Origin of the sequence: Mucilaginibacter corticis (genome assembly GCF_007558865.1) — a bacterium.
Classification (GTDB): domain Bacteria; phylum Bacteroidota; class Bacteroidia; order Sphingobacteriales; family Sphingobacteriaceae; genus Mucilaginibacter; species Mucilaginibacter corticis.
In genome coordinates, this window is the sequence record NZ_VLPK01000005.1 from 79,924 (window position 1) to 95,356 (window position 15,433).

13 protein-coding genes are annotated in these 15,433 nt (G+C 39.6%); 3 read left to right on the plus strand and 10 right to left on the minus strand.

What is annotated here, in order from left to right:
• Positions 1 to 97: 97 nt before the first annotated feature.
• The 3 genes from FO440_RS21050 to FO440_RS21060 form a co-directional block, all read right to left on the minus strand.
• Positions 98 to 928 carry an energy transducer TonB gene (locus FO440_RS21050; protein WP_144250287.1) on the minus strand — a complete coding sequence of 277 codons (831 nt, stop codon included), beginning with the start codon at positions 926 to 928 and terminating at the stop codon, positions 98 to 100.
• Between the two features lie 260 nt (positions 929 to 1,188).
• A complete protein-coding gene (locus FO440_RS21055) occupies positions 1,189 to 2,193 on the minus strand; it encodes a porin (RefSeq protein WP_144250288.1) in 1,005 nt (334 codons plus the stop codon).
• A gap of 277 nt (positions 2,194 to 2,470) precedes the next feature.
• The gene (locus tag FO440_RS21060; protein ID WP_144250289.1) at positions 2,471 to 4,081 is read right to left on the minus strand and encodes an ammonium transporter; all 1,611 of its coding nucleotides are present in this window, start codon (positions 4,079 to 4,081) and stop codon (positions 2,471 to 2,473) included.
• A gap of 559 nt (positions 4,082 to 4,640) precedes the next feature.
• Between FO440_RS21060 and FO440_RS21065 the strand changes: the two genes are divergently transcribed.
• Positions 4,641 to 6,815 (plus strand): glutamine synthetase III family protein, encoded by a 2,175-nt coding sequence (locus tag FO440_RS21065; protein ID WP_144250290.1) that lies wholly within the window; start codon positions 4,641 to 4,643, stop codon positions 6,813 to 6,815.
• 294 nt (positions 6,816 to 7,109) lie between these two features.
• Positions 7,110 to 8,291, plus strand: coding sequence for an AIR synthase related protein (locus FO440_RS21070; RefSeq protein WP_144250291.1), 1,182 nt, complete (start codon positions 7,110 to 7,112; stop codon positions 8,289 to 8,291).
• A 68-nt stretch (positions 8,292 to 8,359) separates the two neighbouring features.
• Here the strand turns inward: FO440_RS21070 and FO440_RS21075 are convergent, their stop codons facing one another.
• From FO440_RS21075 to FO440_RS21095, 5 genes are all read right to left on the minus strand, one after another.
• Complete coding sequence (locus FO440_RS21075) at positions 8,360 to 9,715, minus strand: OmpA family protein (protein ID WP_144250292.1); 1,356 nt, start codon at positions 9,713 to 9,715, stop codon at positions 8,360 to 8,362.
• Between the two features lie 187 nt (positions 9,716 to 9,902).
• Positions 9,903 to 11,084 (minus strand): trans-sulfuration enzyme family protein, encoded by a 1,182-nt coding sequence (locus FO440_RS21080; RefSeq protein WP_144250293.1) that lies wholly within the window; start codon positions 11,082 to 11,084, stop codon positions 9,903 to 9,905.
• Positions 11,085 to 11,102: 18 nt separating this feature from the next.
• Positions 11,103 to 11,531, minus strand: coding sequence for an OsmC family protein (locus FO440_RS21085; RefSeq protein WP_144250294.1), 429 nt, complete (start codon positions 11,529 to 11,531; stop codon positions 11,103 to 11,105).
• A 113-nt stretch (positions 11,532 to 11,644) separates the two neighbouring features.
• A complete protein-coding gene (locus tag FO440_RS21090) occupies positions 11,645 to 12,061 on the minus strand; it encodes a DUF3052 family protein (protein ID WP_144250295.1) in 417 nt (138 codons plus the stop codon).
• 1 nt (position 12,062) lies between these two features.
• Positions 12,063 to 12,497, minus strand: a complete 435-nt coding sequence (locus FO440_RS21095; protein WP_144250296.1) for a DinB family protein — start codon at positions 12,495 to 12,497, stop codon at positions 12,063 to 12,065.
• Between the two features lie 95 nt (positions 12,498 to 12,592).
• Between FO440_RS21095 and FO440_RS21100 the strand changes: the two genes are divergently transcribed.
• Complete coding sequence (locus FO440_RS21100; protein ID WP_144250297.1) at positions 12,593 to 13,834, plus strand: nucleoside recognition domain-containing protein; 1,242 nt, start codon at positions 12,593 to 12,595, stop codon at positions 13,832 to 13,834.
• 212 nt (positions 13,835 to 14,046) lie between these two features.
• On the opposite strand, the gene FO440_RS21105 is transcribed toward FO440_RS21100, so the two are convergent.
• Together FO440_RS21105 and FO440_RS21110 are read right to left on the minus strand one after the other, a co-directional pair.
• Entirely contained in the window at positions 14,047 to 14,664 is a 618-nt protein-coding gene (locus tag FO440_RS21105) for a TetR/AcrR family transcriptional regulator (protein ID WP_144250298.1), read from the minus strand.
• A 154-nt stretch (positions 14,665 to 14,818) separates the two neighbouring features.
• On the minus strand, positions 14,819 to 15,304 hold the full coding sequence (locus FO440_RS21110; protein ID WP_186292740.1) for a DUF4126 family protein: 486 nt from the start codon (positions 15,302 to 15,304) through the stop codon (positions 14,819 to 14,821).
• Positions 15,305 to 15,433: the final 129 nt, after the last annotated feature.

Below are 15,433 nucleotides of genomic sequence, written 5' to 3' on the forward strand. Positions count from 1 at the left end.
AAAGGTCAAAGGCGAAAGGCTTGGTCACTCACCAAACAAACCTTACATTACCTAAGTCAACCTTTCGCCCTTCGCCTTTTACCTTAAACCCTTAGAATCAGTCCCCTAATGAAAAAGCTATCGGTAAGAGTAGTTTCACCCTAACTGCCTGTCCGTTTTGCTTTCCGGGGTTCCAGGGTTTGGCAAGTTTAAGTACGCGGGCAGCTTCTTCGTCCATACCATAACCCGGGCCGCGTTCTACTTTAATATTAGACAGATGTCCATCTTTTTCAACAATAAAACTCACCAATACCCTGCCTGTTACCCCATTATCTGCCGCATCTCCCGGATAACGTAAGTTTTTTTGGAGGAATTTTGACCAGGCTGCGTCGCCACCCATTGGTGTCGGCATATTTTCTACAAATTTGTATTCTTTATTATCGGGTGCATCTGCTGTACCTGGGCCGTCAGTAGCAGTTCCTTTTCCGGTACCTGTGCCAATATCTGTTCCTGTTGCAGGGCCTTTTATGTCAACCGGACCTACGGCACCATTTAGTTGGTCTATCTTAGGCGGATCAACCGCAATAGGGTCTGGTGCAACAACAGGCGGCAGATCTTTTGTTACACTTACGGCAGCAGCCGGTTTAGCTGCAGTTGGTTTAACCTTTTCAATCTGCTGTTTAGGCTGTATAGGCTTTGGCGCCGGTGGTATGGTATAAATTGTATTGGTATTTACATCAATGATTCGATCTGTTATAGGCTTTGTTCTGATAGCAAAACCTACAATAGCGGTGGTAGTAATAATACCGAAAAAAGCAAAAGCCATGGCTTTTGTAATGTTTTTTGAATAGTGTTGCCTAAGATCATAAGCACCATATTCTTTGTTTCGGTCAACAAATACAAGTTCGAGCCACTCGGACTTGCACACATTAAAGTTTGAGATAAGCATAGTGAATAAAATTTAAAGTTTTATTCTATAACGCTTACCAAATATAAGTTGTTGCAACAATATTGCTTTTTAGTATTTTTGCAACAATATTGCATTTTAACAATTATAGCTACATCATTTTTCTCATTTTATTGACAAATCATCACACTAACGCAACATTATTGCAACAATAATTAACCTCAGAAATGATTTAAACAAAAAAAAGCTGCCCGATATTATCGGACAGCCCCCAGTTAATTATGAAAAGTCTTTATTCTTGATTAGAAAGCGTAAACTGCAGCTAATAAAAATTGTGAAGCAGTTTTTGTTGGCATACCATTTTTGTCAGTAAAGATCTGATCTTTACCATTGTCGAATCTAATTTCAGGCATGAAAGTTAACGGGCCTGATTTAATGTTAGCAGTTAAAGTACCTGCAAGAATATCTGTACCACCGGTTGGTTTAAAATACTCACCTCTAATACCTAACGTTACAGCTTTAGATACAGCTAACTGAGGATACAATGCAGCACCTTTATAGTTAGTAGCACCGCTACCTGTTTTGTTGGCTGCGTTTAATCCTAATTTAAAGGCATCGGTAATTTGGTAAGTAGTTGTTAAATCTTCTATCGTACCAGATGCAGGGCCTGTTAATAAATTCAAATAAGCAGTCCAGCCTTTAACAGGTGCAACCATTAATTGTGCACCAAAAGTGTTGATTTTGCCAGGACCGGCACTTGTATTTGTTGAATACACATTCCACTGGTCGTTAAATACACCAGCCATTAAGCTAACTGCCGGAGAAAAAGTGTAAGTTGCTTTAACACCTGCATTTTGAAACGGACCTGCGCTAAACAAGTAAGAAGTTGAGTAGTTAAAGTTTCCTGTCGGAGAAATAACTTCGTAACCTACAAATGTTTGCATATAACCACCTGTAATGTTAAAGGCGTCAGTCACATCATAAGATACGTATAAGTTTTCGATGTGGTTAGTAGGAACCGGTAAAGAAGCGTCACTACGCGGACCGAATGACAACTCAGCAACAACTGCTGCTTTACCTACTTTTTTCTTGAAGCCAAAATCGATCATACCTACAGAAAATGAATTTTGGTCAGTTCCGTAATAAGTCGGGATATTGTTATGGCCAGAAAAATCGTACTTGTAATAAGCATCCGCTGACCCGAAAATAACAAGTGGTGAGTCACTCGTGGTTTTTACCGTATCCTGTGCTTTTGATGCCAGGCTAAATGCTGATACAGATAATACTAATAGTAATAGTTTTTTCATGATTTGATTGATAAGTGTTGAATTGATAATTGTTGTGTTTGATTTAATTTATTATTTGTTAATTCTATTGTTATTAAGTTGCAACCTCTTAACAAAACGGCTGCCTTTAATAATAATTTGTTTATATCTTATTGATTTTCATAGTTTTATATTTTATATTTTTCAATCTTATAAAACAATAAAATATCAATCCTACCATTTTGATAGGGTAAACTAACCTTTTTGAAACCCTTGTACAGTTATAAGAAACTATACAAGGGTTATTCAACTAAATCAATTAAGCTGTTACTTTAGTACCTTTATCAAACAGGCCACTTAAGCTGATATCGTCGTCTTGTGCAGGGTATACTTCCATACCGTGATCAAATACGTCAATACCACCAACACCCAGCTCACCATGCTCTTCAACACGTAGTTTCCAAGGGTGTGGTAATATGTTGATGATGTACATCATTACAAGTGTTACTACAAATACCGCGATAGCGATAGTGAATGTACCAATGGCTTGAGCTTCTAATACACTGGCACCGCCACCGTAAAATAAACCTGCTACCGGTGCACTGTTATCAGCACCAGCCGGACCGGTTACACCATATTGGCCTGAAGCGAATAAACCTAATGATAATGTACCCCAGATACCGCAAACACCGTGTACAGATACTGCACCAACCGGATCGTCGATACGTAACCACTCGATAAAGTTCATTGCTGCGTATACTAAGAAACCGGCAACGGCACCTAATGCAAGTGCGCCAAGTGGGCTAACCCAATAGCAAGGGCAGGTAATAGCAACCAAACCACCTAATAAACCATTTAAGGTATAACCTAAATCGAATTTACCTTTGGTTGGGCCCCACCATAATCCGGCTAACATAGCCATCATACCGCCAGAGCAGGCAGCAAGTGTAGTGTTGGCAGCAACACGGCCAATACCTTGAATGTCCATACCTGATAGTGTACTGCCAGGATTAAAGCCGTACCATCCAAACCATAATATAAAAGTACCTACAGCGGCAAGGGCCATGTTGTGTCCCGGTGGCATTCCTCCCTTGGCTTTATCGTCGCGTGCAAATATTCTTCCTAAGCGTGGGCCTAATACAATAGCACCTGCTAATGATGCAACACCACCAATAGTGTGTACCACTGTTGAACCTGCAAAATCACGGAAACCTTGGCCTAAAGATGGCAAGAAGTGACCTGCAGAACCCATTAATGCTAAGAAACCATCAGGTCCCCAAGCCCAGTGACCAATGATTGGGTAGATGAAGCCTGTGATACCTATACTGTAAAGGATATCTCCGCGGAAGCTTGTACGACCGATCATTGCACCAGAAACAATAGTAGAGCAAGTATCAGCGAAAGCGTACTGGAAGATCCAGTGTGCCAGGATCGGAACACCGTAAGCCTCATAAGTAGCAGGGGTATTTTGCAGGAAGAACCAGTTTTTACCATCAGGTCCACCCCATCCGATAAAACCATTACCATGTCCAAACATAAATGCGTAACCTACAGCGTAAAATAAGATACCGCAAAGGCAGGTATCATAAATACACTCCATTAATACGTTAACTGTTTCTCTCTTACGAGCAAAACCAGCCTCAAGCATTACGAAACCAGCCTGCATACCAAATACTAAAAACGCGGCAACCAATGTCCAAACTGTATTGATCGAATTCATGATCGATGTTTCAATGTCAGTTGGTTTTGCAGGAGCTGCTGCAGCGTGAGCTGCGGTAGGCAATAAACCCGGAATTGTGAACATAGCTGCCACTACCAAGCCAAGGCCAATCATTTTTCCAGTTAAAATGGTCGCACCCAGCGCCCATTTCTCCCGCGTCAATCCGCGAAACGCGCTCAGCAGGGTGAATTTTGGTTCTTTTACTTTCATTTTGTTTGTTGATTTAGTGAATTAGTTAAATGTGATTTTGTGTTTTGTATAATAAATATGTGTTGTTGCAAATTTTCAAGTCAAATATTAGCATTGTGATCAATGAAATAACACTTTGTTAATATTTTCATAAAATTATGCATGAATTTTATTAAAAACAAGGATTTAATTAAAATAATTACATTTAATCGCTAATTATTACTAATAATATAAAAAATCACTATTATTTAATATACTTTTTGAATAATTTTTAATTTAAAAACCATAAACAATATAATTTATGTAATTTTTTGAAGCGAAAAAATTTAATTTTCAATTAAAATTGACATTATTTTATCATTTTAAAGAATTAAATGGTACATTTTATTAAAAATTACAGCTTTTTATTCCCTTAAATATCAAACTAACCAAATTTAGCATCGTTTTTTACGCCAATAATCAAGCTTAGAGATAAAAGCCGAAAAAATCCTGAAACATTGATATTTCCTTTAATAATTACACTTTATTTTAAAGGATAATTCTAATTTTGAACAAAACCATTAAAAATAAAACGCAAATCATGCCTAATATTCGTTTTCAAGCCCTACAGGCAGTGCTAACCCGCACAATTCCTGAAACAAAAGCACCTTCACCAAAAATTTCTGATTATTATGGTGCAAATGTGTTCGATATAAAAAAAATGAAGGAGCTTCTGTCAAAAGAGGCCTATAATAGTATAGTTAACTCTATTGAAAAAGGTGAGCCTATCCCCCGTGATATGGCTGAACAGGTTGCAACAGCTATGAAGGCGTGGGCTTTGGGCAAAGGCGCTACACATTATACCCACTGGTTTCAACCGCTTACCGGTACCACTGCCGAAAAACATGACGCCTTTTTTGAACCAACTGCTGATGGCGGGGCTATAGAAGTATTCTCTGGCGATGCGCTGGCTCAACAAGAGCCGGATGCTTCAAGCTTCCCAAGCGGCGGCATCCGTAATACTTTTGAAGCAAGGGGCTATACCGCATGGGATCCATCATCGCCGGCATTTTTAATGGCGCGTACCTTATGTATCCCAACTGTCTTTGTTTCATACACCGGCGAAGCTTTAGATTATAAAGTACCTTTACTAAAAGCAGTGAGCGCTTTAGATAAAGCAGCTGTTGATGTTTGCCATTATTTTGACAAGGGCATTGAGAAGGTAAACGCGTCATTAGGTATTGAGCAGGAGTACTTTTTGGTTGATATTGCTTTATTTAACGCGCGCCCTGATCTTTATTTAACAGGCCGTACCTTGTTTGGCCATATGTCGGCCAAAAACCAGCAATTAGAAGATCATTATTTTGGTTCGATCCCTGAACGTGTATACGCGTTTATGCAGGATATGGAAACCGAATCCTTATTATTAGGCATACCATTAAAGACCCGTCATAATGAGGTAGCACCGTCACAATTTGAGTGCGCCCCTATTTATGAAGAAATAAACCTGGCTATAGATCACAATCAACTACTGATGGACCTGATGGACCGTGTAGCAAAACGCCATAACTTTAAGGTATTGCTGCATGAAAAGCCTTATGCGGGTATAAACGGATCAGGTAAGCACAATAACTGGTCGATGATCACCAATACAGGTAAGAATTTGTTATCGCCGGGTAAAACCCCTAAAAACAACCTGATGTTCTTAACCTTTTTTGTGAATACCATTAAAGCGGTTTATGAACATGCCGACCTGTTACGTGCATCCATAGCGTCTGTAAATAATGATCACCGTTTAGGAGCCAATGAGGCCCCTCCTGCTATTATATCTATATTCCTGGGCAGCCAGTTAAGCGAATTGCTGGATGAGATAGAAACATCACGCATCAGCAAAAAGATAAAAGAAGAAGCCTTGTTATGGCAGGGCATCCCTAAGATCCCGCAGATCTTAAAAGACAATACCGACCGTAACCGTACTTCGCCATTTGCATTTACAGGCAATAAGTTTGAGCTACGCGCCGTAGGTTCTTCTGCCAACTCTGCAAGCCCTATGACTATTTTGAATCTAATTGTTGCAGATCAGCTTAAGAAATTTAAATACGATGTAGATAAACTATTAAAAAAGGGCGAAAAGAAAGATGTTGCTTTATTAATGGTGATCAAAAAATACATTAAAGAATCAAAAAGCATTCGCTTTGAAGGTAATGGTTACAGCGAGGAGTGGGAAAAAGAAGCTGAAAAAAGAGGATTATCTAATTTCAAAACCACACCAAAAGCCCTCGATGCGTTTATATCTGATAAATCAGAAGTATTATATGCGGAGAACGCTGTATTCACCAAACGCGAGGCCCACGCCCGTCATGACATCCTTTTAGAAAGCTTCTACAAAAAATTACAGATAGAGGCACGTGTTATGGGCGAACTGGTAACGAACGTGATCATCCCATCGGCAATTGATTACCAAAGCAAGTTGGTTGAAAATGCAAAAGGCTTAAAAGACCTTGGGCTAAATAGCTCTGTTTACCAGGTTCAGCTGGATATTATAAATAAATTAGCTGAGCACATTAATTTCATCAAGGAAAATGTTGATCAGATGATTGCTGAACGTAAAAAAGCCAATGATATTGAGGACACCCGCGAAAAAGCTATAGCTTATGATGAAAAGGTAAAATCATACTTCCAGCCTATTCGTTACCACGTTGATAAACTGGAGCAATTGGTTGACGACTCGTTATGGCCGTTGCCAAAATTCAGAGAATTGTTATTTATTAAATAATATACAGAGCCCCGCAGTGCGGGGCTCTTTTTTTGACGCTATATTTTTACTTAATGATGGCTCTTCACAAAGCTCCTTTTTGATAAAAGAAGACTTGACCACAAGTTATTAACACTTGGGTTACCTTTTGTAATAGAGTTCTTGTTTCATTCTGTTTAATTGATTTACATTAAATATTTCATTTACAGTATATTAACTTAAAATCTTGTTTCACCTGTTTCATTTGTTTCACACTCACGTGAAACAAGCACAAGCTTGAGCAAATGAATATCGACATTAAGCGTATATTTGTCCATGGTTTCTTCGCAACGATATGATCAGCGAGGCGTATCCGCCTCAAAAGACGACGTACACAACGCAATTAAAAACATTGACAAAGGCATATTCCCTAAGGCTTTTTGTAAGATCATTCCTGATATCCTGAATGGAGACCCGGATTATTGCAACATTATGCATGCGGATGGTGCGGGTACAAAATCGTCACTTGCATATACCTATTGGAAAGAAACAGGCGATATCTCTGTTTGGCACGGCATTGCGCAGGATGCCATTATTATGAACCTTGACGACCTGCTTTGCGTGGGCGTTACTGATAATATCCTGTTGTCATCCACCATCGGCAGGAACAAGAACCTGATACCCGGCGAGGTTATAGCCGCCATAATAAACGGCACAGAAGAAATACTGGCAGAATTGCGTAACGCGGGTATCGGCATATACTCGACAGGCGGTGAAACTGCTGATGTTGGCGACCTTGTCCGTACTGTAATTGTCGACTCGACGGTTACCTGCCGGATGAAACGCAGCGATGTGATATCAAACGACCGAATTAAACCCGGTGATGTTATAGTCGGTCTGGCATCATACGGCCAGGCAACTTATGAGAATGAGTATAACGGCGGCATGGGCTCAAACGGTTTAACATCCGCACGCCATGACGTATTCAATAAGACTATCGCTGATAAATATCCTGAAAGCTATGACGCGGCTATCCCGTATGAGTTAATATTCTCAGGTACAAAGGGACTAACAGATCCGATAAACATCGGCGACGGAAAATCTGTAAATGCAGGTAAGCTCGTGTTATCAGCAACCCGTACTTATGCACCCATCATAAAGCAGATCTTAGATAAATACAGAAGCCAGGTACATGGCATGGTACACTGCAGTGGTGGTGCGCAAACCAAAGTACTGCACTTTGTTGACCAATTGCATATTATTAAGGATAACTTATTCCCTATCCCACCCCTGTTTAAACTAATCCAGGAAGAATCAAAAACAAGCTGGCAGGAAATGTACAAGGTATTTAATATGGGTCACCGCATGGAGTTGTATGTACCGCAAGAAATAGCCGAAGAATTGATAGTCATATCAAAAAGCTTTGGCGTTGAAGCACAGATTGTTGGCCACGTTGAAGCTGCCGAAAATAAACAAGTAACTATCCGGTCTGAATTTGGAGAGTTTATATATAATTAACCTTTTACATAAAACAGAAAACCCCGGTCAAATGACCGGGGTTTTCTATTTATTATGGCTATTGCAGATTAAAACAACGTGAATTCTACACGACGGTTTAACTGACGACCTTTTGCTGTTTTGTTTGATGCAATAGGTTGTGTTTTACCATAACCGGTAGCTTCTATGCGTGAAGCATTGGCACCTTTACTTACTAAGTAAGTTTTGATAGATTCTGCACGGTCCTTAGATAATTTAAGGTTAGCAGCATCAGAACCTACATTGTCTGTATGGCCTGCCAGTTTCAAGCTAAAGTTTTTATCAATTAACAATTGAGCAACCTTATCAAGGCTTGGCAATGAATGGTCGCGGATTGTTGCTTTACCAAAATCAAACTCGAGGTTCTTAATGGCTTCTTTAACTACTTTTTTATCTTCTTCTGTAACATATATTTTTGTTGTAGCTACAGGCAGCGGGCAGCCGGAACCATCTACTTTAGTACCGGCAGGTGTGCCAGGACATTTATCATAGAAGTCAGGAACACCATCGCCATCACTATCAGTAGTGAATTTAGCAAGGTTAGCATTAGTTGTGTTCAAAGCATTTTTGGTAGCATCTAAATCGCTACGTAACTGATTGTTTGCTGCTTTTTGCGCGTCAACTTGTGTTTGTAATCTTTGCTCATCTAACAAGTATTCATGACGCATTGACGAAACAGGGTTATGTGTAGCCAATTGTGGTTTTGACGAACCGCCTAATGCAAATTCCAAACCGATGTGACCATATGAAAACTTGTCATTGTTAGAGCCAAAATTAAAACCATCTAAGTTATCGCCATCAACAAAAGCAATCTGGTAACCCAGATCAAGGTTTACACCTTGCGACAAGTTGATTTTAAAACCTGCACCTACAGGTACGTAACCGTTTTTAACAACATGGCCAAAATCCTTTGGTTGCCCATTAGCAAAAACAGTAGTAGGAGTATAGCCCATCATACCGAAACCGGCAGTAAGATATGGCTGAATAGCGTTTTTGTTATTTCTCCAGCTGATATTTGCCAAGGTAAAGTTAGCGCTAAGGTCAACAGCATACTTCAATTTCGTAGAATAGCTGGTTAGCGAATTATCTTGTGATTGATTACCGGAGATCTTTCCGCCAAGATAACTTAATTGTAAACCAAATGAAGGTAAGATCTGATCTTTAATGTAAGCGCTGTAACCAATATCGGTACCAGCATGAACAAAATCTTCTCTTCCACTTCTAAAAGGTGAATAAGGGGTTAAAAGGCCACCGTTAATACCAATTGACCATGTGCGAAATGAAGACACCGGTGAGAATGGTTGGACGTACTCTGTCTTTATAGAGTCGGTGGTTTGGGCAAACGTAGCACCGCCAACCAATACTCCTGTCAGGATAAGGGCGGTCTTTTTTAGATTTGTTTTCATAATTGTTGTTTTAGTTGATCTGCCTTAAACAAGGCACATGTTGACCTGAATAGGCAATTGCAATGCCACCATGAAAAAACAACTTAATAACGCTGTGTTACAATCAAATAACGATTATTTACCACAACAAGAAACTGACCTGAAAAATATACAACTGTATGATATGAAATAGATTTAAAGTGAAGTGTTACTCTGCACTTTTCTCTAAAGCCTGAAGAATGTCAGCTATAATATCGCGATCTTTTTCTAAACCGGTAGATATGCGGATCAATCCTGGGGTAATGCCTACGGCTAATTGCTCTTCGCTGCTTAGCTTGGAGTGAGTAGTACTTGCCGGGTGTGAAGCAATACTGCGCGAGTCGCCAAGATTAGCTGTTACGGTTAACAGTTCTAAAGCGTTCAGGAACTTACGGCCGGCTTCTACCCCACCTTTTAATTCCATACAGAACACGCCACCACCCAATTTCATTTGTTTTTTAGCGATGTCAAACTGCGGATGTCCTTCTAACAACGGATATTTAACCCATGCTACTTCCGGATGATTTTGCACGGCCTTGGCTGTGGCAAGCGCATTCTCTGAATGGCGGGTAATACGCACATCTAAAGTTTCTAAGCTTTTGCTTAATACCCAGGCATTAAACGGCGACAATGACGGACCTGTATTACGACAGAAAAGATAGATCTCATTGATCAGGTCCTGACGGCCTAAAATGATACCGCCTAATACACGGCCCTGGCCGTCTATCCATTTGGTAGCTGAGTGCACAACCAAATCGGCACCAAAATCAACAGGTCTTTGCAGCAACGGTGTTGCAAAGCAGTTATCTACGTTTAATATCAGGTTATGTTTTTTTGAGAATTTACCTGCCCATTCCAGATCCAGCACTTCCAGTTGTGGATTGGTTGGTGTTTCAAGGTAGATCATTTTAGTGTTTGGCTTTACAGCGGCTTCCCATGCAGCCTCATCATTAGCAGGCACAAGCGTATGCTCAATGCCAAAACGCTGCAAATACTTGGTAACTATTGTATAAGTGCTGCCAAATACCGAACTACAGCAGATCAGGTGATCGCCTTGTTGCAATAATGCAAAGAATGACCCGAAAATAGCAGCCATACCACTTGCAGTAGCAAATCCTGCCTCTGCACCTTCCAATACGCACATTTTGGCGATAAATTCATCGACGTTTGGGTTACTGAAACGACTGTAAATATTATCGTCTGATTCGCCGGCAAAGGCGGCGCGCATGGTATCAGCATCTTCAAAAGTGAAGCTGCTGGTTAAATATAAGGGTGTAGAGTGTTCGTGATGTTGCGTTTTTTCACTCTGTATACGTATAGCCTGGGTTACTGGGTCTAATTGAGATGACATGGGTAGTATTTATATAAATTACTCGGCAGGATGAACAAACACCTGCGTTTTAATTTCGGCACCGGCTTTTTCTAAAGTAGCCGCAACCGAACAATATTTATTAACAGAAAGTTCGACAGCACGATTTGCTTTGTCCTGATCTATGTCGCCATACAAATGAAACTCAATAGACACATCTTTCCATAAGGAAGGTTCCTTTCCCGCTTCACGATCACCATTTACAACCATTTTATAGTTCTTCACTTCCTGACGTTGCTTTTTTAAAATAGCAATTACATCAATAGCCGAGCAACCTGCAAGGCCCATCAACAGCATTTGCATTGGGCGTACGCCAAAGTTTTCGCCGCCACTTTCGGGGCTGCTATCCATTTTAACGGTATGTCCGTTCTCATCACTCGCGGCAAAGCCAAAATCGCCATGCACACGTTCTAAATTAATTGTAGCCATAGTGTAATATGTAAAACAAGTGTGCTAAGTTATGATTTTTGAACAAGGAAAATTAGCCAAAAAGCAAGAATAGTGTAATTTTAAACAGATCAGGCTATGACTTAGATAATGTATTACCGACGATTTTTTACCGGAATGACCAATTTTAAACCCGACCATACTTCGTCAACCGCGCAAACTTTAACATCAACCAAACCAATACTGATAGCATAGTTCCGGATAATATCCTCGGTAATATCAGTTAACACCTTGGATGATTTTTTTGGCCAGGATACCCATATCATACCGTTGGATTTGATCTGCGACATAAGCTGTGATAATAGTATTTTAAATTCTGCCTGATCCTTTGTAAAATAATGGATCAAATCCTTATTGACTAATTGATCATCACTCCATTCAATATCCCCAGGCAGATCAGTAAATAGTTCAAAGTAATGCTTTGGCTCATTTATCAATCTGACTTTAAAATCCGGTTTAATACCGAGCTTTTTAGCTAATGGTGTGCCTGAATATCCTGCTGATTGAGCCATGCTAATAAACTTTCTTCAAATGACCTTTCATATGCTCAACATAATCGGCAGCAAGCCATTCAACCGAATGCATACTTACTTCAGTTTTACCATTATCGCATTGCGCAGTTAGTCTATCCATAGGATAATTTTTCCATACGCGGATGATCTGAAAGTTAAGTAATCGCCACAATTCCAGTATTTCGTTGATGTCCTCATTCTGGTAGTGCTGTATTTCTACCCACTCAACCTGGTCATAAGTCAACTTAAAACCTTCCTGGTAAGTGCACCTCACAAAGCGTTGCAGATTTACTTGTGCACTATCAATTAAGTGACCCATAATTTCTTTACGCGACCACTTATCAGGCGCCGGTTTGCTGTCCCAATCGATAGCCTGCAGGTCGCGAGTTAACAAATCATCAATTATTGTAGCTAATTGTCTGATGGTATCCTTCATATCAAGGTAAGTATAATTAAAATTGAGTTAACAAAAATACACAGCAATCAAAATCATTTACATAATTTCACATTTGCATATCTGTAAATAAACATATGGCTTTAAATTATATCTGGGTTACCTTCTTCTTAATTGCGTTTGTTATCGGCCTGATCAAGCTGATATTTTTTGGCGACACAGAAATATTCAGGTTAATGGCCGAGGGCACATTTGATACGTCTAAGGCAGCCGTTATGGATATAGCCCTGCCGCTTGTAGGTATTATGTCATTATGGTTGGGCATCATGAAGATCGGCGAAAAAGCAGGAGCGATCAATTTTTTATCACGCATCGTCGGGCCGTTTTTTAACCGGCTGTTTCCTGAAGTACCTAAAGATCATCCGGCTGTGGGACAAATGATGATGAATTTTTCTGCCAATTTATTGGGGCTTGATAACGCGGCAACACCTTTCGGCTTAAAAGCCATGAATGGTTTGCAGGAACTTAATAAAAGTGACGATACCGCGTCAAACTCGCAGATCATGTTCTTAACACTTCATGCATCCGGCCTAACTATTTTACCCATAGCTATTATAGCGCAACGGGCTATTTATCATTCTACAGATCCTACAGATGTTTTTATACCATGCATTATAGCAACCTATGTAGCAACGTTGGCAGGATTAATTGTAGTTAGTATCAAACAAAAAATAAACCTTTTTGATAGAGTAGTTATTACTTGGTTGGGCGGTATTACGGCTGCAATTGGTTTAATGATATGGTATTTTGTGGCCTTTTTAAACAAACAACAAATTGGCGAATTTTCAAAGGTGTTTAGTAATATAGTGTACTTAACCATACCCGTCCTTTTCATTTTAGGCGGATTAAGAAAGAAGATCAATATATTTGAAGCGTTTATAGATGGCGCTATAGAAGGGTTTGAAGTATCTGTTAAAATCATCCCCTACCTTGTTGGTTTATTGGTAGCGGTAAGCCTTTTCAGAACCTGCGGAGCGCTTACCTACATTGGTGATGGCTTTAAGTGGGTATTTGGCCATTTTCATAATATGGATACGCGTTTTACTGACGTGATACCAATTGCATTTATACGGCCGTTAAGCGGATCGGGGGCACGGGCGATGATGCTGGATAATTTAAAAACTTTTGGGGTTGATAGTTTCACCGGCCATTTATCAAGTGTGTTATATGGTACAGCCGATACCACCTTTTATATAGTCGCTCTTTATTTTGGCGCGGTTGGGATCAAGAAAACGCGCTATGCTATACCTGCTATGTTAATAGCCGATTTTTTTGGCATACTAACCGCTATATTAATATCATACTTGTTTTTCGGCTAAATCGCTTATAACAAAAAAGCAGGCTAAAATTTAACTTTTAACCTGCTTAATCACTCTAAAACAATCACCTCTTAACTTTAGAAGTATTTTTGATAATTGATATATAAAATATTAATTATATCTAATTAAATATATTCTGCAAAGGTATCAATAAGTTACCCTGTTTAATTGTAAATCAATCTTTTTTACTGCGAGGTGACAGTAGACTTAAGCTAATACATTAACCCTTTTATAAATATATCAAGCAGCAATAAACGCTTGGTATGGATCTCGTCAAGATGCTCTTTTTTAGGGAACATTACCTTTTTATGCGATACCGCGCTTACACTTACACCATGCAAAGCATCCAGAAGCAAGTCAACTATTTCTCCAGGATCATTAACAGGTTTAATATTACCTTTTTCGACCTCGGTTTTAATAGCAGCACTTAATAGCACCATTTCTGTTTGATGGATCTCCGTAATGATCTCCCAAATGGTCTCAGGTAAATTCTGTTCATTCACCCTGAAGAAGTCAAAGAAATTATAATTTTTTACAATGAAATCATGCTTAATATCTATTTGAGAAACATATGCTTCTTTTAAATTCTCAAACTTGTTAAGTTTATTTTGCAGGTTGTCTATATATTCGCCGGCAAGCTTACGCATAACCGCAATATATAATTGGCTTTTGTCAGGGAAATAATAGTACAGCAGCGCTTTAGAAAGTGAAAGATCGCTCGCTATTTCGTTCATTGTGGTTTTTGAGTAACCATAATGCAAAAACCTTTGGTATGCGGCATCTAAAATCTTCTCGCGTTTAATATCCTGCTGGTCGCTTCCTGAGCTCATTTGTAGACTAATTATTGCAATTACTGACTATTTAAACAAAATTATCAAAAATTCTATACAATTAGCCTCACCCAGCGTCATAAGTGTTTAAACGCACGAAATTTATATATAATCTTACATTAAGATTAAAAAAGCTTGTAGACACAAGTGAAATTTATACAAATTTTGCCAAACCAACGCCTGCACCTACTACAAGCGCGTCTTCAATAGCGCCTATTACAGGATCGATAATTCCTGATGCCTTAACCGTTACCTTACGCAGGAAGAAACTGCCAAACGTCGACGCAAAAGCAGCCGATCCGCCTAATATGGCGCCAAGTACCGCGTTGCCGCCACTCGCTTTTAAGATCCCAGCTCCTGCTAATGCACCTGACAGACAACGTGCGGCTAATACTACCGGTTTGATCCTATTAGGTGCCGATGGTAGTTTATCGCCAATAAATTCGGCCAGGGCCATGTATTTTAAGCCGTTAGCAACCGCGTTTGATTGGAGAAAACCCAAACGCGATTTAGCAAATTTTTTAGATTGATGATGACTTAATATATACCCGGTTATCGCAGGAGCGGATGCTGACCGCATGCCTGCCAATACACCTATACCTAATGCCTGAAAAATTGGCCTTTCTGCTTTTAAATCCATTGTGGCTATTTTAATATTGCGATAAAGTGCAATAATCATTCCTAAATAGCATGTAACGTAATGCACTAAGTATTAATTCTAAAAAATGCATACAACACAAAGGCCGGCACTGATAACAGGCCGGCCTTT

Excerpts from the sequence above, each read along its gene's own strand:
- FO440_RS21050 (WP_144250287.1), bottom strand. The coding sequence starts at position 928 with ATGCTTATCTCAAACTTTAATGTGTGCAAGTCCGAGTGGCTCGAACTT.
- FO440_RS21055 (WP_144250288.1), bottom strand. The coding sequence starts at position 2,193 with ATGAAAAAACTATTACTATTAGTATTATCTGTATCAGCATTTAGCCTG.
- FO440_RS21060 (WP_144250289.1), bottom strand. The coding sequence starts at position 4,081 with ATGAAAGTAAAAGAACCAAAATTCACCCTGCTGAGCGCGTTTCGCGGA.
- FO440_RS21065 (WP_144250290.1), top strand. The coding sequence starts at position 4,641 with ATGCCTAATATTCGTTTTCAAGCCCTACAGGCAGTGCTAACCCGCACA.
- FO440_RS21070 (WP_144250291.1), top strand. The coding sequence starts at position 7,110 with ATGGTTTCTTCGCAACGATATGATCAGCGAGGCGTATCCGCCTCAAAA.
- FO440_RS21075 (WP_144250292.1), bottom strand. The coding sequence starts at position 9,715 with ATGAAAACAAATCTAAAAAAGACCGCCCTTATCCTGACAGGAGTATTG.
- FO440_RS21080 (WP_144250293.1), bottom strand. The coding sequence starts at position 11,084 with ATGTCATCTCAATTAGACCCAGTAACCCAGGCTATACGTATACAGAGT.
- FO440_RS21085 (WP_144250294.1), bottom strand. The coding sequence starts at position 11,531 with ATGGCTACAATTAATTTAGAACGTGTGCATGGCGATTTTGGCTTTGCC.
- FO440_RS21090 (WP_144250295.1), bottom strand. The coding sequence starts at position 12,061 with ATGGCTCAATCAGCAGGATATTCAGGCACACCATTAGCTAAAAAGCTC.
- FO440_RS21095 (WP_144250296.1), bottom strand. The coding sequence starts at position 12,497 with ATGAAGGATACCATCAGACAATTAGCTACAATAATTGATGATTTGTTA.
- FO440_RS21100 (WP_144250297.1), top strand. The coding sequence starts at position 12,593 with ATGGCTTTAAATTATATCTGGGTTACCTTCTTCTTAATTGCGTTTGTT.
- FO440_RS21105 (WP_144250298.1), bottom strand. The coding sequence starts at position 14,664 with ATGAGCTCAGGAAGCGACCAGCAGGATATTAAACGCGAGAAGATTTTA.
- FO440_RS21110 (WP_186292740.1), bottom strand. The coding sequence starts at position 15,304 with ATGGATTTAAAAGCAGAAAGGCCAATTTTTCAGGCATTAGGTATAGGT.